The organism is Agrobacterium sp., from assembly GCF_032092815.1.
In the GTDB taxonomy this organism is placed as follows: Bacteria; Pseudomonadota; Alphaproteobacteria; order Rhizobiales; family Rhizobiaceae; genus Agrobacterium.
Genome location: NZ_DAMDBP010000007.1, coordinates 9675 through 36158 on the forward strand (window position 1 = coordinate 9675; position 26484 = coordinate 36158).

At 56.8% G+C, this 26484-nt stretch carries 24 protein-coding genes; 1 reads left to right on the forward strand and 23 read right to left on the reverse strand.

Features of this window, described 5'->3' with window-relative positions:
* Positions 1-47: 47 nt before the first annotated feature.
* Together RT613_RS05450 and RT613_RS05455 are read right to left on the reverse strand one after the other, a co-directional pair.
* Entirely contained in the window at positions 48-2129 is a 2082-nt protein-coding gene (locus RT613_RS05450) for a carboxy terminal-processing peptidase (RefSeq protein ID WP_313613599.1), read from the reverse strand.
* 178 nt (positions 2130-2307) lie between these two features.
* Complete coding sequence (locus RT613_RS05455; protein WP_409558773.1) at positions 2308-4299, reverse strand: putative bifunctional diguanylate cyclase/phosphodiesterase; 1992 nt, start codon at positions 4297-4299, stop codon at positions 2308-2310.
* 273 nt (positions 4300-4572) lie between these two features.
* Between RT613_RS05455 and RT613_RS05460 the strand changes: the two genes are divergently transcribed.
* Positions 4573-5616, forward strand: coding sequence for a class I SAM-dependent methyltransferase (locus tag RT613_RS05460; RefSeq protein WP_313613600.1), 1044 nt, complete (start codon positions 4573-4575; stop codon positions 5614-5616).
* 116 nt (positions 5617-5732) lie between these two features.
* Here RT613_RS05460 and RT613_RS05465 read toward each other — a convergent pair whose 3' ends face one another.
* From RT613_RS05465 to RT613_RS05565, 21 genes are all read right to left on the reverse strand, one after another.
* Positions 5733-7214, reverse strand: coding sequence for an NAD-dependent succinate-semialdehyde dehydrogenase (locus tag RT613_RS05465; protein WP_313613602.1), 1482 nt, complete (start codon positions 7212-7214; stop codon positions 5733-5735).
* Between the two features lie 75 nt (positions 7215-7289).
* Positions 7290-8366: an ABC transporter ATP-binding protein gene (locus RT613_RS05470; protein WP_313613604.1), complete on the reverse strand. Its 1077-nt coding sequence runs from the start codon at positions 8364-8366 to the stop codon at positions 7290-7292.
* Positions 8363-9163 (reverse strand): ABC transporter permease, encoded by an 801-nt coding sequence (locus tag RT613_RS05475; protein WP_313613606.1) that lies wholly within the window; start codon positions 9161-9163, stop codon positions 8363-8365. The genes RT613_RS05470 and RT613_RS05475 overlap by 4 nt, the downstream gene beginning before the upstream one ends.
* 3 nt (positions 9164-9166) lie before the next feature.
* On the reverse strand, positions 9167-10024 hold the full coding sequence (locus RT613_RS05480; RefSeq protein WP_313613608.1) for an ABC transporter permease: 858 nt from the start codon (positions 10022-10024) through the stop codon (positions 9167-9169).
* Positions 10025-10097: 73 nt separating this feature from the next.
* Positions 10098-11108, reverse strand: coding sequence for an ABC transporter substrate-binding protein (locus tag RT613_RS05485; RefSeq protein ID WP_313613609.1), 1011 nt, complete (start codon positions 11106-11108; stop codon positions 10098-10100).
* Positions 11109-11143: 35 nt separating this feature from the next.
* Entirely contained in the window at positions 11144-11473 is a 330-nt protein-coding gene (locus RT613_RS05490; protein ID WP_313613610.1) for an NIPSNAP family protein, read from the reverse strand.
* Between the two features lie 5 nt (positions 11474-11478).
* Positions 11479-12942 carry an aldehyde dehydrogenase gene (locus tag RT613_RS05495; RefSeq protein WP_313613612.1) on the reverse strand — a complete coding sequence of 488 codons (1464 nt, stop codon included), beginning with the start codon at positions 12940-12942 and terminating at the stop codon, positions 11479-11481.
* A 7-nt stretch (positions 12943-12949) separates the two neighbouring features.
* Positions 12950-13987 carry an LLM class flavin-dependent oxidoreductase gene (locus RT613_RS05500; RefSeq protein ID WP_313613614.1) on the reverse strand — a complete coding sequence of 346 codons (1038 nt, stop codon included), beginning with the start codon at positions 13985-13987 and terminating at the stop codon, positions 12950-12952.
* Positions 13988-13990: 3 nt separating this feature from the next.
* Complete coding sequence (locus RT613_RS05505) at positions 13991-14923, reverse strand: flavin reductase family protein (RefSeq protein WP_313613616.1); 933 nt, start codon at positions 14921-14923, stop codon at positions 13991-13993.
* Positions 14920-15762, reverse strand: coding sequence for an alpha/beta hydrolase (locus tag RT613_RS05510; RefSeq protein WP_313613618.1), 843 nt, complete (start codon positions 15760-15762; stop codon positions 14920-14922). Before RT613_RS05510 ends, RT613_RS05505 begins: the two co-directional genes overlap by 4 nt.
* Before the next feature lie 18 nt (positions 15763-15780).
* The gene (locus tag RT613_RS05515) at positions 15781-16383 is read right to left on the reverse strand and encodes an amino acid synthesis family protein (protein ID WP_313613620.1); all 603 of its coding nucleotides are present in this window, start codon (positions 16381-16383) and stop codon (positions 15781-15783) included.
* A gap of 109 nt (positions 16384-16492) precedes the next feature.
* A complete protein-coding gene (locus RT613_RS05520) occupies positions 16493-17668 on the reverse strand; it encodes an iron-containing alcohol dehydrogenase (RefSeq protein WP_313613622.1) in 1176 nt (391 codons plus the stop codon).
* A 42-nt stretch (positions 17669-17710) separates the two neighbouring features.
* Positions 17711-18442: an amino acid ABC transporter ATP-binding protein gene (locus tag RT613_RS05525; protein ID WP_313613803.1), complete on the reverse strand. Its 732-nt coding sequence runs from the start codon at positions 18440-18442 to the stop codon at positions 17711-17713.
* 30 nt (positions 18443-18472) lie between these two features.
* Positions 18473-19165: an amino acid ABC transporter permease gene (locus tag RT613_RS05530; protein ID WP_172873098.1), complete on the reverse strand. Its 693-nt coding sequence runs from the start codon at positions 19163-19165 to the stop codon at positions 18473-18475.
* An 82-nt stretch (positions 19166-19247) separates the two neighbouring features.
* Complete coding sequence (locus RT613_RS05535; RefSeq protein ID WP_172873097.1) at positions 19248-20084, reverse strand: transporter substrate-binding domain-containing protein; 837 nt, start codon at positions 20082-20084, stop codon at positions 19248-19250.
* Between the two features lie 169 nt (positions 20085-20253).
* A complete protein-coding gene (locus RT613_RS05540; protein ID WP_313613804.1) occupies positions 20254-20922 on the reverse strand; it encodes a GntR family transcriptional regulator in 669 nt (222 codons plus the stop codon).
* A 226-nt stretch (positions 20923-21148) separates the two neighbouring features.
* On the reverse strand, positions 21149-22033 hold the full coding sequence (purU, locus tag RT613_RS05545) for a formyltetrahydrofolate deformylase (protein ID WP_172873096.1): 885 nt from the start codon (positions 22031-22033) through the stop codon (positions 21149-21151).
* A 95-nt stretch (positions 22034-22128) separates the two neighbouring features.
* Positions 22129-23436: a type III glutamate--ammonia ligase gene (gene glnT, locus RT613_RS05550; RefSeq protein ID WP_313613624.1), complete on the reverse strand. Its 1308-nt coding sequence runs from the start codon at positions 23434-23436 to the stop codon at positions 22129-22131.
* Positions 23437-23516: 80 nt separating this feature from the next.
* Positions 23517-24845: an FMN-binding glutamate synthase family protein gene (locus RT613_RS05555; RefSeq protein WP_313608010.1), complete on the reverse strand. Its 1329-nt coding sequence runs from the start codon at positions 24843-24845 to the stop codon at positions 23517-23519.
* A 14-nt stretch (positions 24846-24859) separates the two neighbouring features.
* The gene (locus tag RT613_RS05560; protein WP_172873093.1) at positions 24860-25546 is read right to left on the reverse strand and encodes a GXGXG domain-containing protein; all 687 of its coding nucleotides are present in this window, start codon (positions 25544-25546) and stop codon (positions 24860-24862) included.
* A 4-nt stretch (positions 25547-25550) separates the two neighbouring features.
* Positions 25551-26456 carry a glutamine amidotransferase family protein gene (locus tag RT613_RS05565; protein WP_313613626.1) on the reverse strand — a complete coding sequence of 302 codons (906 nt, stop codon included), beginning with the start codon at positions 26454-26456 and terminating at the stop codon, positions 25551-25553.
* Positions 26457-26484: the final 28 nt, after the last annotated feature.

Genomic DNA, 26484 nt, shown 5'->3' on the forward strand with positions numbered 1-26484 from the left:
GGTGTTTCGTCAGGTCGCTGTGACCGGAAATCGCCTGATCTCCAGCCTTATTTTGCCTGCTTGAGCAATTGCGCCTGATCGGCAACGATCGCTGCCGCCTCGTTTTTCAGAACATCCTTGGCGTTCTTGCGGGCATTTTCAATCGCGATGTCAGCCGCAAGGCTGCGTTCATCCGACTGCAGGCCATCATCCTGGCGTGGTGTCAGACCGTCATTGTCCGCTTCACGTGCTTTCAGACGTTGCGTCAACGCAGCCTGCTCATTGCGACGTTCCGTTTCGTTGAGCGAAATGGTCTGTTTGTCGCGCTGAACCTTCAATTCGGCGGCATCTTCGATAAAGCGTTGAAAATCAGCGTCTTTTTGTACGCGGGCGTCATGCAGGTGCTGGAGCTGCGGCAACAGGCCGGCTGTTCTGGCGTCGACCTTGTATTTGACTGGCTTGATCTCAGCCCAGGGCAAGGCATTCTCATAACTTGCCTCACCAAAGGCCTTTGGATCTGACAGACCAGGCAGGCTGATATCAGGTGTCACACCGCGCAACTGCGTGGTGCCGCCATTGACGCGGAAGAACTGGGCAACGGTAAACTTCAGCTGGCCATATTTCGGTTCGTTGTTGCGTGCCACCTGGTCAAGGTCAACCACGGTTTGCACCGTGCCCTTGCCGAAGCTTGCCTCACCAACAACCACGCCACGGCCATAATCCTGGATCGCTGCTGCAAAAATTTCCGAAGCTGAGGCCGATCCGCGATTGATCAACACGCCCATCGGGCCAGTCCATGCGGCCTTGGACAGATCGTCGCCCTGTACCTTGATCTTGCCACCGGCATTGCGTTGTTGAACCACGGGTCCCTTGCCGGTAAACAGCGCCGTCAGCTCAATCGCTTCCGACAGTGACCCGCCGCCATTGTCGCGCAGGTCCACCAGAACGCCATCCACCTTCTCCTGCTTCAGTTCGGAAAGCAGTTTTGCAACGTCGCGGCTTGCGCTTCTATAGTCCTTGTCGCCGTTTTGTCTGGCGTCAAAGTCCTCATAAAATGTCGGCAGGGTAATCACACCAATCTTGCGGGCGACACCGCCGTTTTCGATTGGAACGATCGTCTTCTGCGCGGCCTGCTTTTCCAGATTGACCTTGTCGCGCACCAGGCTGATGACCCGGTGGCTGCCAGCATCGCCAGCGTCAGCCGGCAGAATGTCAAGACGAACGACGGAATCCTTTTCACCACGGATCAACTGCACAACGGCGTCAAGACGGGTTCCAACCACATCCTCGACATCGCCATTTTCACCCTGGCCGACGCCGATGATACGGTCACCCACAGCAAGCTTTCCGGACAATTGTGCCGGGCCACCCGCCACCAGTTCACGCACCGTTGTGTAACCGTCGCGCTCCTGCAGGACGGCGCCGATACCAACCAGCGAAAGCTTCATGGAAATGTCGAAGGCAGACGATGCCGCGGCTCCGAAATAGTCGGTATGCGGATCAACCGATGCGGTATAGGCGGCCATGAAGGATTGGAAAACGTCGTCACTCTTGTAGGTGTAAACACGCTCAAGAATGTTTTTGTACCGTTTGTCGAGCGTGTTGCGAATTGCCGCGTCAGCCTGACCCGCCAGCTTCAAGCGCAACCAGTCAGCCTTGACGCGCTTGCGCCAGAGTTCGTTGATTTCCTGTTCCGACTGCGGCCACGGCCCCTTGTCGCGTGCCAGCGAATAGGTCTCTTGCGTGTTGAAATCGAACTTCTGGCTGAGCAGCGCCCGCGCATAGGTCAGGCGATCAACCATGCGCTGGGAATAGAGATTGAAGATCGAATACGGGACGCTGAGGTCCTCGCGCATGATGTCGTCATCAAGCTCATTTTTCTTGGCCATGAAACCGTCGATGTCGGCCTGCAGAAAAAAGCTGCGATCGGGATCAAGCGACTTGATGAAGGCATCCATTACCTTCACAGACAGGGCATCATCAAGCGGTACAGGCTTGTAGGCGTTCCTTTCCAGGAACAGCGAACTCAGATGTGCGGCTTGGCCCTGTTGTTCCTGCGGCACGAGGACCGGCACGGTTCCAGATTCAAGCGAATAGGCCGGTGAGGCGATTGCGAGGATTAGGGCGATGAAACCATATCTAACGTGCATTCAGCTTGGATCCCGGTTGTGATGTCAATTCTTTATAGTGCGATGTGGGACAAAGATGTCATTTTAGCAATCGGGTACCATGCAAAATTTCGTGTACTGGGTTTGAAATTGCGGTGGCCAGACATGTTTCCCGTGCGGCAACACGTCGTCGTGATGCCGTTTTTCGAACCTTGTGCCGTCATTTCTGGATGAGCGAATTGCCGCTGACCGTTGAACGGCGCAGCACTTCATAGGCTTCAAACTGGCTGACTGGCACCGGGCGCCCAACATAAAAGCCCTGCAATTGGTCGATGCCATATTGCTTCATCAGCACAACGTGCTCTTCGGTTTCAGCGCCTTCAACGAGAATGCGCAGACCGCGATTGCGCAGCAGGGTGATGATGTCGCGCAGCATCATCCTCCCGCGTTCCGTGTCGCAATCATGCAGGAATGAGCGGTCGATCTTGACGGTATCGAATTCGATTAGGCGTAGCCAGGAAAGACCGGCAAAGCCGGTTCCAAAATCATCAAGCCAGATTTGCGCGCCAAGTTTTCTGAGATCCGTGATGCAACGCACGACATCCTGGTCCATTTCCAGTTCGATACCTTCGGTGATCTCGAAGGCGAGACGTGAGCCGAGCAGGCCAAATTCGGCCAATGTGCCTGCAACATAGGTCGCAAAACCGGGCCTTTTCAGTTCGATGGGCGAGACGTTGACGCTGGCAACCTTGACCAGATTGGTCGCAAGCAGGTCGCTGCAAACCGTGCGGATTGCCCAGCGGCCGAGTTCAATGATTGCGCCAGTTCTTTCGGCAATCGGAATAAAGGTGCTTGGCAGAACAGGTGTTCCGTCCAGCATTTTCAGCCGCATAAGGGCTTCCGCTCCGCTCAATTCACCTGTCTTGACGTTGCGGATCGGTTGATAAACGAGGGAAACAAGATGCTGTTCAAGGGCAATTTTGAGGATTGCCGCAATGTTCTCGCTGTCGTCGTTGATCAGTGGGTCGGTGTGGTCGAACACGCGGATACAGTTTCGCCCGCTGGCCTTGGCGGCATAAAGCGCGCGGTCTGCCTCGTGAATGACCCGGTCCACCTGATTGGAGTGGCCACGCGTGTGTGACACGCCAACACTGACCGTTACAATGGTGGTGCCATCGCGCCTCGCCTCATGGGGGTAGGCCATGGCACGAACCGCAGTACAGATGGCCAGGGCAAGTTCGGTCGCTCGTTCGGGTGTATCTGTCGGTGCGATGACAATGAATTCCTCACCGCCATAACGGCCGATGATTGCACCGTGTGAGGCGGCGACGGTTCGAAGACGTTGCGATACTGCAATCAGGCAGCGGTCACCCTCCTGGTGGCCGTAGCAATCGTTGTAGCGCTTGAAAAAATCGACATCGATCAGCAGAATTGCAAAACCGGTACCCTGTTCCAGCCAGTCGCGCCAATAGTCGCGCAGGCGTTGATCGATGGCGCGGCGGTTTTCAAGCCCGGTCAGTGAGTCGGTGATCGACAGATGTAAAAGGGCCTGTCCACGCTCTTCGGCGGCAGTCTGCTGTTGGCGCGCTTCATAGGCGTTCAAGAAGACCTTGTAGCGCTCCCTGTTCAGTTGCAGGTTCACGTAGGACGTAAAAATGAAGCAGGAAATACAGAAGGCGCCAAGGATCAGTTTGTAGAGTAGCGGCATCGGCTCGAAGATGTAGAGAAAACCGACGAATATCAGCATGTTCGTTGCCGAGGCAACGAAGGCCACCGGAAACCGGAAACTGAAAAACAGATTGACGCTCATCATGAAGATGGCGCCGAACACCATGTAATAGGAAAAGGCATTTGCGCCGCTGGTCATCCAGCCGGTCGAGAGCCAGACGACGTAGGCTGACAGGACGGACACGGCAGCGACCACATCAACGGTGTCAGCACGCACGTTAAAATGCAGCAGCAACTCCAACAGGAGCAGCGCGCAAATGCCCACAGCGAGGCGTCCCGCAATGGTATAAAGTGCGACGTCTGGCAGAAATAGATAATCGGTCGCGGAATAGGCGATATACGCCGCGACTGCGATCCACAGACCGTGGCGCGTCACACCTTTGCGACTGAGCTCGCTTTCCTGCCGATAAAGGACGCGCATCTGCTCAGACGAAAGCGCCGGCCTCACGGCAGGCACAGTGTTCTCGGCTAAGATGTGCATCATGCGCTACTCACCCAACATCCAGCGCATTGATTTTATTGATCCTCCAGCGAAGCTTAAGGTCAACTCTCGATCACTCTGCGCAAGCCATACCAGTCTCTACACCGAGACTGACCCATGTTTCATATATCGTTGGGTTATTAACGTTTTCTAAACTTCTCACGAAAGTGAAAGCGGTGAGTTGTTGATAAACATTGTACCCGCGAACTTGACGTGCTGCCAAAATACTGAAGATTTTAACTTTTTTGTTAACCATTGATTCAGTATGAGGTTCGTATGGCTCAGCCTTTGTTTTCCCTCGACGGCGAAAGTTTGATTACTCCCCAGTCAGTCAGCAATCATCGCCTACCGTCCGACAGACATGACGAAACCGATCTTTTAAAAACAGCGGAAGCTGAATTTGCACTTGTCATGAGCCTCGCCAACCAGAGATTTGCTGCTGGCAGCAACATCCCCGATGCCGCTCAGTGGCTGATTGCCCAGATGCATGATATCAGGTGGAAATTCGGCCCTGCCGTGTGGCAGAGACTTATTCCAGTCATTCAGGCTCACCCTTCTGCCAAGATCATGCAGCAATGCCCGTTTACCCGTTGGTCGTTTGAAAAGCCGCGCGGTTATTCCGGTGATGCAAGCCTGATCGACTTCATTTACGGCCACGACGACGTGGCACATGAGGTGGAAAAATCCACACCTCTCGGCCTTGAGATTTTCGAATATACGCGCAGCGCGCCTGGACCGGTCGCCGTACGCGAGCGGCGGGATATTCTGACCCATTATGTTGATCAGGTTGCGGCGGAGGTCGGACCGGAAACAGAAATTCTGACCGTTGCGGCCGGTCACCTGCGTGAAGCTGAAAACTCGCAGGCGCTCAAGAATGGTGGCATCAAACGTTGGGTCGCACTTGATCAGGACCCGTTGAGCATCGCGTCAATTACCACCCAGTTCCGTGGTACCTGCATCGAACCTATCGATGGCTCGGTTCGTGGACTGCTTGCCAAAAAACACAAGATCGGCACGTTTGATTTCATCTATGCGGCCGGTCTTTATGACTATCTGGCGGACAAGGTGGCGATCCGATTGACCCAGGTGTGCATGGAGATGTTGAAACCGGGCGGCACGTTCCTGTTTGCCAATTTCTCCGATGAAATGGCCGATGACGGTTACATGGAATCCTACATGAACTGGGAACTGCTGCAGCGCTCCGAGGCTGACATGTGGCGGGTTGCCAATGCCAGTGCGGATAAAAACACCGTTGATACCAAGGTGTGGTTCGGTGAGAACCGCAACATCATCTACAGCACGATCAAGAAGCGGGACTGAGCCTTAGAACTCCGGATCAATGCGTTATGCGCAAGCCCTGCTGCCCGGCTGATCGGCGTTGATCGCGGCCATGAAAAGGCGACCCTCCGCTGATGGAAGGGTCGCTTATTGCAGTGTCAGTCGACCTGCAGGCAGAGGTACTTTACCTCGACATAGTCTTCGATACCGTATTTTGAACCTTCACGGCCCTGACCGGATTGTTTGATGCCACCAAAGGGCGCAACCTCGGTGGAAATCAGGCCGGTATTGATGCCGACCATGCCATATTCAAGCGCTTCTGCGACACGGAAGACACGCGACAGATCCTTGGCGTAGAAATAGGATGCAAGGCCAAACTCGGTATCATTGGCCATTTCGATGACATCCTCTTCCGTTTGAAAACGGAAGAGCGGCGCGACCGGACCGAAGGTCTCTTCCTTGGCAACCTTCATGGCCGAGGTAATGCCGGTCAAAATCGTCGGTTGGAAAAACAGCCCGCCGCGTGCGTCACGTTTACCGCCAACGGCAATTTTCCCGCCTTTTTCCAGCGCATCGGCAATGTGTTCCTCGACTTTTTCGAGGGCTTTTTCAGTGATCAGTGGGCCTGCGACGACACCCTCTTCAAAACCGTCGCCAATTTTCATGGCGGACACCTTGGCGGCAAGTTTTTCCGCGAAGGCGTCATAGACGCCAGCCTGCACATAAATACGGTTGGCGCAGACGCAGGTCTGGCCATTGTTGCGATATTTCGAAATCATCGCCCCTTCGACAGCGGCATCCAGATCAGCATCATCAAACACGATGAAAGGTGCATTGCCGCCAAGTTCGAGGCCGAGCTTCATGATCTGCTCTGCGCCCTGACGCATCAGGATTTTGCCCACACCGGTCGATCCAGTGAAGGTCAGTTTGCGAACCTTGTCGTTTTCGGTGAACTCCTGGCCAATATCGGCAGATTTGCGGGAGGTCACGACATTGAAAACACCTGCGGGAAGGCCGGCGCGGTCCGCCAGAACAGCAAGCGCCAGTGCAGACAGTGGCGTTTCAGCGGCCGGTTTGGAAACCATGGTGCAGCCAGCAGCAACGGCAGGTGCAAATTTGCGGGCCAGCATGGCGTTGGGGAAATTCCACGGCGTGATGGAAGCGACAACACCAACGGGCTGTTTCAGCACGATGATGCGTTTGTCTGGCTGATGGCCGGGAATGGTATCGCCATAGACACGTTTGGCTTCTTCGCCGAACCATTCGACATACGCCGCGCCATAAAGGATTTCGCCTTTCGCTTCGGCCAGTGGTTTACCCATTTCCATGGTCAGGATCGCGGCCAGATCATCTGCGTTGGCGACCATCAGATCATAGAGTTTGCGCAGCACTGCGGCGCGTTCCTTGCCGGTCTTTTTTGCCCAGAGCTTCTGTGCCTCGTGGGCGGCGTCAATGGCACGGGCTGCATCGCTGCGGGTCATGTCTGGCAAGGTGGCGATGACCTCGCCATTGGACGGGTTGGTGACAACAAAGGTTGCACCGCCTTCACCCGCTGCCAGCCATTCGCCATTTATCAAAGCCTTGTCGGTGGCGAGTGAGCGGTCTTTCAATTTGGCGAGCAATGTATCGGACAGGGCCATGGCAGGTGCCTTCTTTTATGACTTCAGATCAGGTGCAAATTGCGGAACCGGCGGCGCCGGTTTCCGCGCAGGCTATCACGCAAATGCGTGTGTGGCACTCGGTTCGAAACTCAGCCAGGCCTTGTCGCCCCGGCTGATGCTGGAAATTGCCTGATGGCCGAAAGGCAGACGCACGGACAGGCTGTCGCCATTGCCTGTTTCGGTGCTGACCTCGATGTTATTACCCAGGAAAGTGATGTCATTGATGGTGACAACAAGCCCATTGTCGACACGGGCGTCCGAAAGCGACAGCCGCTCCGGCCGCAACAGCAAAGAGGCAGATTTGCCACCTGCCTTGCCGGCATGCATCGGCACACCATCAATCACCGTGCCGCCCGGCAATGACAATCTTGCCTTACCGTCAGCACTCGACAGTACCTCAACATTGATGAAATTGCTGTCACCGATAAAGCCCGCCACAAAATGGGTGGCCGGATTGGCATACAGTTCCTGGCCGGTGCCGATCTGGTCAATCTCGCCCTGGCTGAACACGGCGATACGGTCGGAAAGTCTCAGAGCTTCTTCCTGATCGTGGGTGACATAGAGAATGGTGACGCCAGTTTCCTGATGGATACGGCGAATTTCGAACTGGATTTCCTCACGCAGTTTCTTGTCGAGCGCCGAGAGCGGTTCATCCATCAAAAGAACCGGCGGATTATAGACAAGTGCACGCGCCAATGCGACGCGCTGCTGCTGACCACCCGACATCAAGGCTGGTTTGCGATCCTCGAAACCGTCCAGACGAACGAGTTTGAGGGCTTTTTTCACCCGCTCTGCAACTTCCGCCTGACCAACGCGGCGAATGCGCAGGGGAAAGGCGACGTTTTCACCAACCGTCAGATGCGGAAACAGCGTGTAGCGCTGAAACACCATGCCGATATTGCGTTTGTGCGATGGCGTTGACAGCAGGCTCTGACCTTTGAGCAGGATGTCGCCTTCGGTCGGGTCCTGAAACCCGGCCAAGATGTAGAGGGTCGTTGACTTGCCGGAACCGGATGGTCCGAGAAAGGTCATGAACTCGCCTTCGGCAACATCCATGGTGACGCTCTTGACGGCTGTGACCGGGCCATAGGTCTTGCGGATGCCACGAATGGAAAGAAATGGCTGGGTCATGCTTTGCGTCCCTTGCGGAAGAGTGCAGCCAGAACCATCAGCAGGATGGTGAAGGCGATGAGAATGGTGGAGGCAGCGGCAATAACGGGTGTCAGGTCCTGGCGAAGTGTCGACCAGATCTTGACCGGCAGCGTTTGCAGCGTCGGACTTGCCATGAAGATGGCAAGAACAACTTCATCCCAGGAGGCGAGGAAGGAAAAGATCGCTGCGGCGAAAATTCCGTGGCTGACGGCCGGCACCGTGACACGCAAGCGTGCCTCCCAGGGGCTTGCGCCACACAGGATTGCGGCATCCTCGATCGATTTGTCGAAACCTTCCAATGCATTACCGATCGATATGATCGAGAAGGGTAGCGCAATCAGCAGATGGGCGATGACAAACGCAATCGTGGTGCCGGCAAGGCCGAGCTGCAGGAACAGGGCATACAGCGCAACTGCCAGCACCACGACGGGGAGGATCATCGGTGTGAGAAACAGGGCGCGCAAGATCTCACGCCCCACAAATGTACCGCGGTTCAGGCCAAGGGCCGCGAGGAAGCCAAGCACCACTGACAGCACCGTTACAATGGTCGCAATCTTCAGGCTGGTCAGCGCCGAATAAAACCAGCGGGGATCGGCAAACAGCGCCTCGTACCACTTGAGTGTCCATGATGGTGGCGGGAAGATCAGCCACTGCGACGAGCCGAAGGACAGCGCTGCGATGAAGGCGATCGGCAGGATCAAGAACAGACAGACGATAATAGCCAGTCCGATCAGGATCGGCCTGAGGCCACCAAGCTTGTCGAAATCGAGCAACATGGCTTACCTCGTCCGGTTCGGGTTCAGGAATTTGAGCTGGATGGCGTAAAGCGCCAGCGTCACCAGCAGCAGAACTAGTGCGGCCGCGCCGCCCATGCCCCAGTTGACCAGCGACTGCACGAATTGCGCAACAAGTTCGGCCAACATCATGTTGGATGTGCCACCAAGCAGTGCCGGCGTAACGTAATATCCAAGCGACATGACGAACACCATCAAGGCGCCAGCGGCAATGCCGGGCAGAGACAATGGCAGAAGCACACGTGCAAAAGCCTGACGTTTGTTGGCGCCGCATAGTGCCGCAGCCCGCAAAATGGCCGGATCAATGGACTTGATCACGCCGATCAGCGGCAGAATGACGAAGGGCAACATGATGTAGGTCATGCCGATGGTCACACCGACCAGATTGTTCACAAGGGCGAGTGGCTTGTCGATGATACCAAGGCCGATCAGCATCTTGTTGACCACGCCGGTGCGTTGCAGAAGCACCATCCAGGCATAGGTTCTGGCCAGCAGGTTGGTCCACATTGACAGGATGATGATGGCAAGGATCAGCCGCGCCCAGCGCTCCGGCATGATGGCGAGCAACCATGCGACGGGATAACCGATCAGCACAGAGATGATGGTAACCAACCCGGCGACGATGAAGGTGTTCATGAAGACGCGCAGATAGGTCGTGGAACCCAGGAGTTCGGCATAGTTCTGCAGACCCGGTGTGGGTTCAAGCACGCTGCGCATCAAAAGCATGAGCACGGGAATGATAAAGAAGAACGCGATCAGCAACAGCGCCGGGACGACGTAGTTGAAATTGCTTTCCCGCCTTACCTTTGTTCCTTCACCGCCAGTCGTCGCTGACTGAACCATAACGAACCTCCCTGGTTCTTGCGGAAATCACGGGCGGGTTTACCCGGCCCGTGATGTGACATTTGGATTGAGGTTACTTCGCCTGCCAGGCGTACCAGCGCGTGCCGATCTCATCGCGGTTTGCTGCCCAGTAGGTCATGTCGGCATTGACCTGGGTGTCAGCTTGCATGTCCGGCAGCGTCTTGCGCAACTCACCATCCATCAATGCCGCAGAGTCGAGATTGATCGGCGCGTAACCGGTTGTGGTGGCAAAGTCTGCCTGCGCCTTGGCACTGGTGGCATTGGCGATGAACTTCATTGCTGCATCCTTGTTCTTGGTGCCCTTGGGCACGACAAGCGCATCGGCTGCGGTAATGTTGTTGGTCCAGGAGGTCTCAACCGAGACGCCGGTCTGGGCAAGTGCGGTCAGTCGACCATTCCAGAACGAGCCGAACGGTGCTTCTGCCGAGGCAAGCAGCTGTTGTGACTGTGCGCCACTGTCCCACCAGACGATCTCGGACTTGATCGTGTCGAGTTTCTTGAAGGCGCGGTCGAGGTCAAGCGGGTAGAGCTTGTCGAGCGGAACGCCATCCGCGAGCAATGCCATTTCCATGACGCCGGGTGCGGACCACTTGTAGAAGGTGCGTTTGCCCGGGAATTTCGCGAGGTCGAACAGGTCAGCCCAGCTCTTGGGGCAGGCATCGACGGCGTCCTTGTTGCAGCCGATGACGAAGGAATAATAAAAACTGCCAACCGAATAATCCGTGACAAAGCGCGGATCGAGCTTGCTCTTGTCAATCACCGAGAAATCGAGCTTTTCGAGCAAGCCCGCATTGCCGGCCTGCACGGCATAATCGCCTTCAACGTCAACGACATCCCAGGCGACACCGTTGGATTCAACCATGGCCTTAAGCTTGCCGTAGTCGGTTGGGCCATCCTGCGTGACGTTTGTGCCTGATGCGGCAGAAAACGTATCTGCCCAATGCTGTTTCTGCGCGTCCTGCGTTGTGCCGCCCCAGCTGGTGAACACCATGTCTGCGGCAAAAGCGTTGCTCGCTAACCCGACAGTGGCAGCAAGCAATGCGATGAAGGCTGATTTCTGCATGTTCCCGTTCCTTATTTTATGTGTGTCAGGTTGTTTTATTCAGGCACTTTCCCACCAAGCGGCGAGAAGGCCGCTGGCGTCATGATCTTGTTTTCACCTGTGACGATCAGGTCGCGTATTTTCGGCAGGAAAGCCTGCCATTCGGGATCGGCGGCAAGTCGGGCACGCCGTGCCTGCCGGTCGTCAAGACTGTCAAAACCCCAGATGTGGACGATTTCATTGATCGCACCGATTTCCGAGGAGAAGTAACCAACGAGATTGCCGAGATGCTTCTTCTGGATGGTGATGCCGATCTCTCCGACCACCTTGAGGTATTCGGGAACGGCACCGTTTTTCAGTCGATAGGTTCGCATCTCGTACAACATGGCGCTCACCGCATCACAAATGGATCTGGGAACGGCTCATCCGAGGTTCTCAGCCACACGGTTTTTGTCCGGGTAAAATCAAGCGCTGCGGCAAGTCCGCCCTCGCGGCCATGGCCAGACTGGCCGTAGCCACCAAATGGCGCAATCGGCGAAACGGCACGGTAGGTGTTGATCCAGACGATGCCGGCGCGGATGCGTTTTACCATGCGGTGGGCGCGTGTCAGGTTTTGGGTGAACACGCCGGATGCAAGGCCGTATCGGGTATCGTTGGCCAGTGCGACCGCTTCATCCTCGCTGGTGAAGGACACCACCGAAAGGACCGGGCCGAACAGCTCCGTCTCAACGGATGGCGAATTGACACCGTCGCAATCCAGAATGGTTGGCAGGTAATAAAAACCGTCGCCCTCACCCTTGCTGCCACCAGTCACCACTTTGGCACCTGCAGTGACCGAGGCTGCTACGACCTGTTCTACATGGTCGCGCTGGCGTTTGGTGCAAAGCGGGCCAACCTCGGTTGCCATTTCTAGCGGGGTACCAATACGAATGGCTTCGGCCTTTGCTTTCAAAAGGCTGACAAACTGATCCTTGACGGAGCGTTCGACAAGCAGGCGTGATCCGGCAACGCAGCTCTGGCCGGTCGCTGCAAAAATACCAGCCACCTGCGCGTTGGCAGCACTTTCGAGATCGGCATCAGCAAACACGATAAAGGGTGATTTGCCGCCTAGTTCCAGCGATGTGCTGGCAAGATTGTCTGCGGAATTGCGCACGACATGGGCGGCCGTTGCCGGGCCGCCGGTAAAGGCAATGTGGGCAACGCCGGGATGGCGGGTCAACGCGCTGCCGCAGGACGGACCAAAACCTGTTATGACGTTCAGCACGCCCTTTGGAAAACCAGCTTCATGCACCAGTCGGGCAAATTCCAGCAATGGTGCCGGCCCGTCTTCCGATGCCTTGACGACAAGCGTGCAACCGGCAGCCAGTGCTGGGCCAATCTTGACGGCTGCGAGAAATAGCTGGCTGTTCCAGGGAACGATTGCGGCCACCACACCCACAGGCTCGCGCCGCGTCCAGACATCCATCTCGGCCTTGTCGATGGCAAGTGTCGAGCCTTCAATCTTGTCGGCCAAACCGGCATAATAACGATAATAATCCGCGACATAGGCAATCTGCGCCGAGGTTTCCCGGATGATTTTGCCGGTGTCACGGGTTTCCAATTCGGCAAGGCGCTGCGCATTTGCCTGGACCAGATCAGCCAGTTTGTAGAGAAGTTTTCCACGGGCGCTTGCCGTCAGGGCTGGCCATGCACCCTCCCACAAAGCCGTTTCGGCGGCTTTGACTGCGCGGTCGACATCGGTTTCGCGAGCCTCCGGCATCGAAGCCCAGACCTTGCCCGTGGCCGGATCGATGCTGTCGAAACGCGCCGATCCGTCGTCAAAAACACCGTCGATATATTGCTGGAAGTTCTGCATTTCAGCCTCACCGGAATGCTGGCATGACATCGGCGATGAAACGTTCGAGCGACGCTTTCTTGCGCTCGAAGCTCATGCCGGTATCAATCCAGAATGAATATTCATCCCAACCCTGTTGTTCGTAAACCTTGAGACGGTCGATCACCGTGTCAGCACGCCCGATTGGCATGTTGGTGATCATCTTGTCGGGCGACAGGTTGGGGTTTGCGTTCAACTCGTCTTCACTCAATGTCTGGATCAGGCCCTGATGGATCGGGCGTTCATTTTTGAACCAGGCAAAGAAGTAGTTGTAGTAGGTGCTGATTTCCTTGGCAGCGAGAGCGATGTCGTCCTCGTCAGAGCCAACATAGGTGTGCTGCAGCAGCATGATTTTCGGGCGTTTTATCTCTGGTGCCTTGTCGCAGGCAGCGTTGAAACGCTCCATCAGGCTGGCGATTTCCGCCTCACCATTGGCCAATGGCGTGCACTGAACATTGCAGCCATTGGCCACGGCAAATTCATGGCTGTTGGGGTCACGCGCGGCAACCCAGATCGGCGGATGCGGTTGCTGCAGCGGTTTGGGTGCAGAGGTGGTCGAGGGGAATTTCCAGAATTCGCCATCATGGGCATAGTCGCCCGCCCAGATGTTCTTGACGGCCGGGATCAGTTCACGCATGCGCTGGCCGGCACCCCAGGCATCAAGGCCCGGGAATAGTCGCTCATATTCGAAGCTGTAAGCGCCACGGGCAATGCCAAGATCAAGACGGCCACCGCTGATAAGGTCGGTCATTGCTGCCTCGCCGGCTAGCTTGATCGGATGCCAGAAAGGCGCAATCACCGTGCCTGTGCCAAGGCGGACATTCTTGAAACGATTGGCGAGATCGGCCAGGTTGACGAACGGATTGGGGGCAATGGTGAACTCCATGCCGTGGTGTTCGCCGGTCCAGATGGCATGCATGCCACCCTTGTCGGCGATCTCGCACAGCTTGATGAATTCTTCATAGAGTTCTTCGTGGTTCTGGCTGGCATTCAGCCGTTCCATATGAACGAAAAGCGAGAACTTCATAATTCACCCTTTTTTGGCCACGGCGTGAACGCGGCCTTTTTCCTGGTTGCCGAAATAGATACCGAAATTCCCGAGTGCGCTTTCCTGCGCGTAACGTTTGACTGTCTCCCGGATTGCCGAATCCTGGATCTTGTCGAGAGGCAGGTGCTGAAGCGGGAACAGTTGTCCCTGCCGTGGTGCCCCCGCGCCCAAGGCTGCACGATAAACGATATGCTGGCTGCCCGCCTTGGTGTCCTCATAGATGGAGAACAAAAGGCCGGTCTGGATCGACAGGCCGATGCCAGCCGTGAATTGCGGTTCCAGCGCGTCGATGCCTTCGCTCTCTGCCTTGTCGACCGATGGCAGGGTCCAGCCATCGCCGGCATCCGGCACCAAGAGAATTTCACCAGCCCGTTCTGCAACGACGCCAACCGAAAGACTGCCTTCGACATTGGAAAGGAGGTTCTTTTCGGTGAGTGCAGGGGTGAAATAACCACCGCGGGCATAACCGAGACCGGTGCTGCCGAAGTTTTCAAAGCCTTCGACCTTGCCAATCAGGATGACATGGTCGCCAGCATCGACACGGTCATGGGCCGAGCAGTCAAACCAGGCGGCAACTCCGGCAAAAACCGGCGAGCCGAACGGGCCTTTCTGCCAATCCACTGCGGCAAAACGATCTTCGACCGGTCGCGCAAAAGTGTTGGAAACATCCTTCTGGTCTTCGGAAAGAATGTTCACCGCAAAACCCGGTGCTGTCATCAATGTCTGGTAATTGCGGGATGACTTGGCGAGACAGACGAGCAGAAGCGGTGGATCAAGCGAGACGCTGGAAAAACTGTTGGCGGTAAACCCGATCGGGTCTCCCTCGGCATTTGTCGTCGTAACGACCGTCACACCGGTCATGAATGCGCCGAACGCATCCCTGAGTGCTCTTGGTTCCAGCGTCTGCGTGCTCATCTCGTCTCCTCCTTCGTCGCCAGCCAGTGGCGCATGTATTGATTGACAAGGTCCGGCGCCGTCATGTTGACCATGTGGCGGTGGCCCTTGATGATCTCCGCCCAGCCGTTGACAGCCTGTTGTGCCATGCTTTCCGCCATTTCAGGCGTTGAATTTGGATCCCCATCCCCCGTCAGGAACATGGCCGGGCAAACGACCTTCGACCAGCAGTCGCTATAGACACCGTCGCCTGCCGCAAATGCGCCGTAAGCGGTGGCATATCCCTGTGGATCAACCGCCTCCAGCCAGCCGCGTGTCAGTGCACGGGCGCGGTTGCTATCCGGATCATCTCCGAACCAGCGCAGCAGCGGCCCTTCCTTGTCCACGCCCTCCGAAGCAATGGAGGCTGCGCGTGCCAGCACGGCTGCCTTGGCTTCAGGGCCACGTTTGTAGACGCCGTTCAGGTAGGCAACGCGGGCAATTCTTTCCGGAAAGGTGGCGACAACGCCACCGGAAATCATTGCGCCCATGGAGTGGCCGGCAATGCTGACGCGCTCCAGTTTCATTTCGTCCAGAAAGCGGCCAAGCCAGGCCACAAAATCCTTGATGCTGCTGCCGGATGGCAGCTTGTCGCTTTCACCATGTCCCGGCATGTCGACGGCGATGATGCGGCTGGTTTTCGACAGTTCGGCAATCTGCGGTTCCCAGGCTTCCAGGCGCATTCCGACGCCGTGAATGAGAACCAGAGGCTGGCCTTCACCAGCCTCGAAATATGCCACGCCACCCGGTGTTTTCTGGCGGGCGTAGCCGGGCCGACTGACTGGAGCCGGAGCCGCTGATGGGTCGATGGCGTTCGGCATCACTCCCTCCCCCACCAATCACACGCCAGCGGGATTGGCGACGTCCTGGCCAAGGTCTTTCAGGTCTTCATAACGGTTGCCGATGCGGTGATGCGGACGACCGCCAACCGAGGCGCCAAGAGCAACGACAATCTCGTCGGCGGCTGGGGCATCGGGAATGGAGGTGTGAATTGTCATGTAATGCGAACGGCGGCCTTCATCATTTTTGTCCATCAGCGGGATCATGATCGGCGCATTGGCCGGGCCACGCGTGTTGCAAAAAGCGAGGTAGGACTTTGCACCAACGGCGGTGCGGTAGTGGTTGCCGAACCGCAGCGTGTGGATCAACGCCGAGGCGTGTTCGATTTCGCCGTCCAGACCAACAACGGCTGCCTTGCCATAACCTTCGACCGCTTCACCCGAGCCGACCGCCTCGATGATCATGCGGGTCAGAAGCTCACCGAGAACCGGGGCTGCCGCATGGATCTCAGGCTTGAGGTCTTCCACGAAACCGCGCCCTGCCCATGGGTTTTTGACCACTGCGAAGGCGGAGAAGAACTTGAGCGGCGTTGGAGCAGCCTTGCCCCCCTCGATGAGCGTGGTCTCGACCTGCAACAGGGTCTTGCGGATTTGGATGGACATGTCGGCTCCTTAGTTCTCTATTACGTGTTATGGTATGCCATAATATATGCGAGTCAAACGGAATTTTTTCGCTGTCCGCGATTTGTTGCTGACCCGTTGAATTGACTGGTTAAAAGTCGACGCGGCCGTCGTAGGCGAGTTCATAAAGCCGCGCCATTTCCGCCTCGTTGGGAACGCGTGGATTGTTTCCAGGCGTGCCGGATGCCAGCCCCTGTCTGACCATTTCCGGCAGCAGCTCCGTGTAGCGCGTGCGATTGATGCCGAATTTCTCAGGCGTCGGTACGTCGAGACGATCATTGAGATCGATAAAGGCATCGACCAGTTTTATGCCGGCGACCCCATCGGTATCTGCCTCGTTGGCATAACCCAATGCGCGCGCTGCAGCGGCATAATGTTTTGGCGCGGCGGCAAGCGAATACCGGGTGACGAGCGGCAGGACCATCGCGTTCGACATGCCATGCGGCACATGGAAAAATGCGCCGATCGGACGGCTGAGACCATGGATCAATGCGGTGGAGGTATTGGAGACAGCAAGGCCCGCATGCAGGGCTCCCAGCATCATGGCCTCGCGGGCGTCCCGGTCATCCGGTGCAGCGGCAGCACGTTCGAGATTGGCGCCGATCAGCTTCAACGCCGATAGGGCCAGTGCTTCGGAATGCGGATTGCCATTGCGGTTGACCAAGGCCTCGAGCGCATGGGTCAGCGCATCGATGCCGGTATCAACGGTCACCCGGTAGGGGCAGGTCAATGTCAGCTCAAAGTCGGCAATGGCAGCGGTTGGCAATGCAGCCGTGCCAAGGATCAGCATTTTTTCATGGGCTGCCGTGTCGGTAATCACCGCAGCACGCGTGACTTCCGATCCGGTGCCTGCAGTGGTTGGAATGGAGATGACAGGCATAACCGTTGCATCCACGATGCGCGGGACTTTCAGGCTCACCAGTGTCTCCCCGGTGGTGGCAACAATGGCGGCCGCTTTTGCCGTATCAATGGCACTACCACCACCAAGCGCCACCAGCCCGTCATGCTCACCGGCCTTGATGCGCGTGACAACGTCACCAACCGAGATATCCGTCGGGTCTTCAACCACGTTGGAAAATATATCGGCGGCCAGACCTGCCTCGGCAAGCGAGGCTTGCAGGGCCTGGGCATGGCCGAGCTTGACCATAACAGGGTCGGTGACCAGCAACGGTTTGCGCACGCCTGTTGCGGCAAGAACCTGCGACAGCTTGAAACGACTACCACCACCGACGAGTATTTCGCGTGGCATCAGGACACGGTTGATCATTGCGGGGCTCCGCTCAATTTTTCTGGACTGGGATTGGGACGGTTAGTGCGCCAGGATCTTCGACAGGAAGGATTTGGCGCGTTCTGTCTTCGGGTTGTCGAAGAAGCTTTCGCCGTCGCCAACTTCAACGATCTCGCCGCCATCCATGAAGACGATCCGGTCTGCCACCTTGCGGGCAAAGCCCATCTCATGGGTCACAACCATCATCGTCATGCCTTCTTGCGCCAGCGAAACCATGACATCGAGCACCTCGTTGATCATCTCAGGATCAAGCGCCGATGTCGGTTCGTCAAACAGCATGGCAACGGGATCCATTGCCAAGGCACGGGCGATTGCCACACGCTGCTGCTGGCCACCGGAAAGCTGGCTCGGATATTTCTTGGCGTGGGCGGTCAGTCCGACGCGCTGCAACAGCGCTTCTGCCTTGGCATGGGCTTCCGCCTTGCTGCGGCCCAGCACCTTTTCCTGACCGATGCAGAGGTTTTCCACGATCGTCAGATGCGGGAACAGCTCGAAATGCTGGAAAACCATGCCGACCTTGGAGCGCAGTTTAGGCAGATCCGTCTTGGGATCGTGAACCGGAATGCCGGTGACGTTTATGTTGCCTTCACCGATGGTTTCCAGCGCATTGACGCATTTGATCAGGGTCGATTTACCGGAGCCGGATGGGCCGCAGACAACGACAACCTCTCCTTTGCTGACCGTCAGGCTGCATTTTTTCAGAACCTGAAACTGCGGGCCATACCATTTGCTGACGGACTGAAGTTCAATCATGGTGGTGGTGTTGCTCATCAGCCTGTCTCCTTAATGTGCGTCCGAGGACATCGGGCCATAGGCCTTGCCGAAGCGCTTTTCGATGCGGCGCTGGATCAGTTCCCAGGCCGTGGTCATGGCGAGGTAATAGAGTGCGGCGACCATGAAGAGTTCGAGAACCAGAAACTTCTCCTGAATGAGAACCTGTGTACGGCGCAGCAACTCTTCCATCGAAATGATCGAGGCGATGGACGTCGTCTTGAGAACACCATTTACCGAGTTGCCAAGCGGCGGAATGATGATGCGCAGCGCCTGCGGGGCAACGATATAACGCATGACCTGGGTTGGGCGCATGCCGATGGCCAGTGCCGCATTGACCTGACCGCGTGGCACGGCGTTGATGCCGGCACGAATGATTTCAGAGAGATAAGCGGCCTCACAGAGTGCAAGCCCAAGCAGGGTCGACTGGATGACCGTGAATTTGATGCCGAGCTGCGGCAGGCCGGTATAGATGATGATCAACTGCACCAGCAGTGGCGTGCCACGGAAAATCCAGATGTAGAAATAAGCCGGTCCGGACAGGAACTTGTATTTCGACATTCGCATGACCGCGATGATGAAGCCGAGAACAAGACCGGCACTCATTGCAAATACCGTCAGTCCAAGCGTTACCAGCGCACCCTCGAACAGGTAATAATTGGTCAGGTATTCAAAGAAGCCTTCCCAGTTCCATCCACTCTGCATAACAATCTCCAAAATTCACGCATAGGCAATCGCAGCGAGGTTGCCCTCGCTGGGATAGTCTCGATCAAAGGGATAAGAAGGCTCAGCCTTCCTGGTCGAGCACCGAGAGATCGCCGGGCGCCTGGGATACGCCGTAAGCAGACATCATCTTTTCGAGGGTGCCATCAGCCTTCATTTCCTTGAGTGCGCCAGACACGGCATCAGCCACGTCCTTGCTGCCAAAGGAAAGCGAGCCTGGGGTCGGATACATGCCAGAAAGCGCATGGGTAAATTCACCGCGATCCTGGTACTGCTTGGCAACCGGATCGATGGACACGGCGGCCTGAACCTGGCCGGCACGCAGAGCCTGATAAACCGTCGCGTAATTGTCGAACAGGTTGATCGTCATTTCTTTCAGGCCGCGCTGTTTGAAGTCGGCATTCAGTTCCTTGATCTTGCGTTCGGCATAACCGCCGATATCGGTGCTAACGGTCTTGCCGGCGAGATCGTCCACCGTCTTGATCGGCTCGCCACCGCTGACCGCGGTCGAAATGCTGATCGCCAGGTTTTCATAAGGGATCATGTAAAGGATCTTGCGGCGCTCAGGCGTCACGAAAAGTCCGGCATTGATCATGTCCCAACGGCCGCCCTTCAAACCTGGCACCATTGTTGCATATTCCGTGCTGATATATTCGCCGGTCAGGCAAAGGCGCTTGGCGACCTCGTAGCCGATCTCGATGCGCAGGCCTTTCAGCGTACCTTGCTGGTCGGCATAGGCCATGGGTGGCAATGTCGGGCTGGTTGCCATGACGAGATGGCCGGGCTTGATGAGTTTGTCGTCGCTGATTTTTGGTGTGCAGCTTTGCGCAAAAGCGGCGCTGGCAGAGGTAAAAACAACTGCACTTAAAAAGGCAGTTTTGAGGATATTCCCAATCTTCATTACGTTCTCCTTTTTGTATTCTTTATTACTTATTATGGCATACCATCACACCAAAGAGATTGGGGTGTCAAGCAGCGTATGCGCATTCGGAGAATTAAAATCAGATCCTTTTCATAGGCGCACAATCCGGCGGCAAGGTTGCCGCCCGATTGAGTAATGAGTAATGAAATCAGGCAGTTTTGAGCTGAGCCGAGAGGATTTGTTCGGCGATTGCCGAGGCTCTTGTGACGTGATCGATGGCGGCCTGATAGGCGGCTTCACCGTCACCGCGGCGAATGGCTTCGACGATCCGTTCCATTTGTGCCGGACCTTCAACATGCCGGTTTTCGGTCTTGATGGTCATGGAGCGCAGATGATTGATGCGGACGGTCAGTGAGTTGACGATTCCCCAGGCAACCGCTCGATCGACTCGGCTGAAAAGCGTCTGATAAAATGCCGACGTATAGGCCAGAACACCCGGCATATCCTTGTTGCTATAGGATTGGCGAATGCCGATCAGCGATTTTTCCAGCTCGGCAACAATGGCTGCGTCGCGTTTTTCAGCGCAAAGACGGGCTGCCATTCCTTCAAGCGCACCACGAATTTCGTAGATCTGTCGGGCTTCATTCAGATCAAGCGTTGCGACGATCGGGCCACGATTGGCAAGTGTCGAAACAAGCCCTTCTGATTCGAGATGGCGCAGCACTTCACGGACAATCGTACGGCTGACGCCGAGCTGCGCGCACAGGTCACGCTCGACCAGTCGATCACCGGGTTTGAAATGACCGCTGACGATCGCTTCTCGCAGATTGTCGAGAGCCAGTTCACGCAAGGTTTTGGTGGGTCGCTCGACCTTCATCGTTGCACTAAGGGTCACCGCATTTCACTCCGTTCTCAATCACTGCGACTTGCGCCATGCTTTGAGGGCTGGTCCGGAGCCTTGCGGCGTGAACTGTATTATGGCGTACCAAAAACATAACGGCTGCCACGCAAGATGGCAACCGCTATGACTGTAACATGTTGTGTAACGCAACCCAATAGGTCACCTAGGCAGGCAAATGGCCGATTGCCTGGGTCTGGGAGGCTTATCCCATACGCTCTGACGCGTAACTTCCCGGACTTGGCGGGAAAACCACGGTGCGGCTGCCATTGAGAAACACCCGGTGGTGGATATGGGCATGAATGGCGCGCGCCAGCACCTGCGCTTCGACATCACGGCCAAGCGACACGTAATCCTCTGGCGACTGGGCATGGGTAATACGCACCGTGTCCTGTTCGATGATCGGACCTTCGTCGAGATCGGCCGTGACATAATGTGCGGTTGCGCCAATCAGTTTCACGCCACGCTGATAGGCCTGCTTGTAAGGGTTGGCACCCTTGAAACTTGGCAGGAAGGAGTGGTGAATATTGATGATCTTGCCCGACATCTGTTCGCACATCTTGTCGGAAAGCACCTGCATGTAACGTGCCAGCACCACCAGTTCAGCACCGGTGCTGTCAACGATGTCCATGATCTTGGCTTCGGCCTGCGGTTTGTTCTCCTTGGTCACCGGAATATGGTGGAAGGGAATGTCGTGATTGACGACCACCTTCTGGTAATCGAAGTGGTTGGAGACCACGCCGACAATATCGATCGGCAAGGCGCCGATCTTCCAGCGGTACAGAAGATCATTGAGGCAATGGCCGAAGCGCGACACCATCAAAAGAACCTTCATCCGTGATGCCTGGCTATAAAGCTCGATATCCATCTCGAATTTCTCCGAGATGGGTTTCAGACCTTCGGCCAGCTCCTGTTCCGTTTTGCCCTCTTCCGAGATGAAGGAAACGCGCATGAAGAACTTGCCACTACCCAGATCATCAAACTGCGATGAATCGACGATGTTGCAGCCCATCCCGGCCAGGAAGCCGGAAATGGCCGCCACGATGCCGCGGGTGGACTTGCAGGTCACGGTCAGGACATAGGTGGTCATCTGGGATCTTTCTTTGATCAGTGAATAAAAAACCTCGCGTTGGATAACGCGAGGAAAAAGCCGTCAGGGCCCGAGGGATGGACGGCTGGGGGAAATCAGATATCAAGCGTTGTGCTGCGTTCCCAATCGGTGAAATGGGAGCAAAAGGTGTTCCATTCCCCTGTCTTGAGCTTGAGATAGGCGGCCGAGAATTCCGTGCCAAGTGCAGCCTGCAGCTCGGTGTCCTTCTCGTATTCGCGCAGCGCATCCAGCAGATTGAGCGGCAGTTTCGGCGCATCGGTGACCATGTGACCTTCGCGGTACATGTCGATGTCGTAATGCGGACCGGGATCAGCCTGTGAACGGATGCCGGAAAGGCCTGCGGCAATGATGATGGCCTGCAGCAGGTACGGATTGACCGCACCATCGGGAAGACGAAGTTCAAAACGGCCCGGTCCCGGTACACGCACCATGTGGGTACGGTTGTTGCCGGTCCATGTGACGGTGTTCGGTGCCCAGGTCGCACCGGAGATGGTGCGTGGTGCATTGATGCGCTTGTAGGAATTGACGGTTGGGTTGGTAACGGCCGCCAACGCCGAGGCATGTTTCATGATGCCGCCGAGGAAGGTCTTGCCCTGCGCCGACAAACCGAATGGCATGTTCTTGTCGGCAAAAGCGTTGGTTTTGCCGGCCATGTCCCACACCGAAATATGGGCGTGGCAACCGTTGCCGGTCAGCCCCTTGAAGGGCTTCGGCATGAAGGTTGCCTTGAGGCCATGCTTTTCGGCAATCGACTTGACCATATATTTGAAGAAGGAATGTTTGGCGGCGGTGATCAACGCATCGTCATATTCCCAGTTCATCTCGAACTGGCCATTGGCGTCTTCATGGTCGTTCTGGTAGGGCTTCCAGCCAAGTTCCAGCATGCTGTCGCAAATTTCTGCGATGACATCGTAACGGCGCATCAGGGCCTGCTGGTCGTAGCAGGGCTTGTCTGCGGTATCGAGTTCATCGGAAATCTTCGAGCCATCGGCCGAAATCAGGAAGAATTCCGGTTCAACGCCTGTTTTGACGCGCAGCCCCTGCTCGGCAGCTTCGGCAATCAGCCGTTTCAGCACCACGCGTGGTGCCTGCTCGACCGGTTTGCCATCCATCACACAATCTGCGGCAACCCAGGCAACATCCTTTTTCCAGGGCAGCTGGATGACGGAATCCGGATCTGGAACCGCAAAAAGATCGGGGTGAGCGGGTGTCAGATCAAGCCAGGTCGCAAAGCCGGCGAAACCTGCGCCATCCTTCTGCATATCGGCGATTGCCGCTGCCGGTACCAGCTTGGCGCGTTGGCCGCCAAACAGGTCCGTATAGCTGATCATGAAGTATTTAATGCCCCTTTCGGCGGCGTATTTCGAGAGGTCCAGTGTCACTTGCGTTCCCTTTGTTCTGAATACTAGACACTTTTATGGAAAGGGCCCGGCGCATCCTCCCAAACGCGCCGGAGCCGAGATCAGAAGCCGGCTTTGCCGGGATACCAGCTTGTGCCGGCAAGAGGCACCTGAGCCATGGCGGCAGCCTCCATCGTCAATGCGCAGAGGTCTTCAGGCTCAAGATTGTGCAGGTGGTTCTTGCCGCAGGCGCGCGCGATGGTTTGCGCTTCCAGCGTCATGACCTTGAGGTAGTTGGCGAGGCGGCGACCGGCCAGAACCGGATCAAGACGGGCTGCCAGCTCAGGATCCTGCGTGGTGATGCCGGCCGGGTCTTTGCCTTCGTGCCAGTCATCATAAGCGCCAGCTGTCGTGCCGAGCTTGGCGTATTCTGCTTCCCACTTTGGATCATTGTCGCCGATGGCAACCAGGGCTGCGGTGCCGATTGCAACAGCGTCGGCACCCAGTGCCATGGCCTTTGCCACATCTGCGCCGGAGCGAACGCCACCGGAGATGATCAGCTGAACCTTGCGGTGCATGCCCAGATCCTGCAGTGCCTGAACGGCAGGGCGAATGCAGGCGAGTGTCGGCATGCCGACATTTTCGATGAATACATCCTGCGTGGCGGCAGTGCCGCCCTGCATGCCATCAAGCACCACGACGTCGGCCCCAGCCTTCACGGCAAGCGCTGTATCGTAATAGGGGCGTGCGCCACCGACCTTGACGTAAATCGGCTTTTGCCAGTCGGTAATTTCACGCAGTTCCAGGATCTTGATTTCGAGGTCGTCCGGACCGGTCCAGTCAGGATGACGGCAGGCAGAACGCTGGTCGATGCCCTTTGGCAGATTGCGCATATTGGCAACGCGGTCCGAAATCTTCTGGCCGAGCAGCATGCCGCCGCCGCCTGGCTTTGCACCCTGGCCAACAACAACCTCGATAGCATCGGCGCGACGCAGATCCACAGGGTTCATGCCGTAACGCGATGGAAGATACTGGTAGACCAGCGTCTGTGAATGGCCGCGCTCTTCGTCCGTCATGCCACCGTCACCGGTGGTGGTGGATGTGCCAGCCAGCGTTGCGCCACGGCCGAGTGCTTCCTTGGCATTGCCGGAAAGCGCACCAAAGCTCATGCCGGCAATGGTGATCGGTGTCTTGAGGGTGATCGGCTTTTTGGCAAAACGTGTGCCAAGCGTGACCGTCGTATCGCACTTCTCGCGGTACCCTTCGAGCGGGTAACGCGAAATCGATGCGCCAAGGAACAGCAGGTCATCGAAATGTGGCACCTTGCGCTTGGTACCGGCGCCGCGAATATCGTAAATTCCGGTTGCCGCAGCGCGACGAATTTCCGCCAGCGTGGCATCGTCGAATGTGGCGGACTTGCGTGGCGGCGTCAGCGGGTTGTGATAGCTCATGATGGTCCCTCGCCTTAATACGCGTCGGCGTTGTCGATGTTGAAGTTGTAGAGCTTGCGGGCCGAGCCGTAGCGCTTGAACTCTTCCGGCTTGACGTCGGTGACGCCTGCCTTGGCCAGCAATTCAGCCAGCTTTTCCAGATGTTCGGGCCGCATTTCCTTTTCAATGCAATCCGAGCCGAGGCTTTTTACGGTGCCGCGCACGAACAGCTTGGCTTCGTAGATGGAATCTCCCAGCGCATCACCGGCATCACCCAGCACAACGAGATGGCCGGACTGGCCCATGAAGGCGGACATGTGGCCGATCGAACCGTGCACAACGATATCGATGCCCTTCATCGAAATACCACAGCGCGAGGCAGCATTGCCCTTGATGACCAGCAGGCCACCGCGACCGGTTGCACCCGCATATTGCGAGGCATCGCCATCAATGAAGACGGCACCGGACATCATGTTTTCAGCAACGCCCGGACCGGCCGAGCCATGCACCGTGACAGTGCCGCCGTCATTCATGCCGGCACAGTAATAACCGACGGAGCCGTGAACGGCGACCTTGAGCGGGCTGTCGATACCGACGGCAACCGCATGACTGCCGCGCGGATTGATGACTTCGAATTCCGTGTCATTGGCACCGGCGGCAAGGCCGTGCAAGGCACTGTTGAGTTCGCGAAGCGGAGTGTTGGAAAGGTCAAATGTCGGCATGGTCTCAAGCGGCCTTCTCGTGATCCCAGAAATAGACGGTTGCCGGCTCCGGCTCCCAGACGCGGGCATTTTCAATGCCAGGCAGGTTGACCAAAGCGCGATATTCCGAGCCGAAGGCGACATATTGGTCGGTTTCGGCCATGACGGCAGGTTTGCAGGCAATCGGGTCACGCACGACGCCGAAACCGGACTTGGTGCCAACCACGAAGGTGAAGAAACCGTCGAGATCGTCGAGCGCGCCTTCCAGCGCCTGGCCGAGATCCTTGCCCTTGGCCATTTCGGCAGTGAGGTAGGCGGCGGCAACTTCGGAGTCGTTCTGTGTCTCGAAGGTCATGCCTTCACGCACCAGCTCGCGGCGCAGATTGTTGTGATTGGACAGCGACCCATTGTGCACGAGGCACTGGTCGGCACCTGTTGAAAACGGGTGCGCACCAAGCGTGGTGACAGCCGATTCCGTGGCCATGCGGGTGTGGCCAATACCGTGGGTGCCGCCCATCGAGCGGACGTCAAAGCGGGCAACCACATCCTTGGGAAGGCCGGTTTCCTTGTAGATTTCAACGCTTTCGCCGGAGCCCATCACGCGAACATCAGGGCGGATAGCGGAAAGGACGCTGCGCACCGCGTCAGCCTTGTCGGCCGGGATATCGAGAACGGCGTGGGTGCTCTTGATGACGATCGAAGCGTCGATGCCTTCAGCCTTCAATGCGTCTGCAAGGCCGGCGAAATCGACGTCAGGATTGGCCGACTGCACGGTGACCTTGGCGCGGCCATTTGCGGCGCTGCCGTAGATGGCGATGCCAGCGGAGTCAGGACCACGGTCGGTCATGACGATCAACATATCGGAAAGCAGCTCACCGAGCTGAGGTTCCAGGCTTTTGTCCTTCAGGAATAGTCCAACAATGCCGCACATGACGGTAGCCTCCATTCGTTTGCTGGAA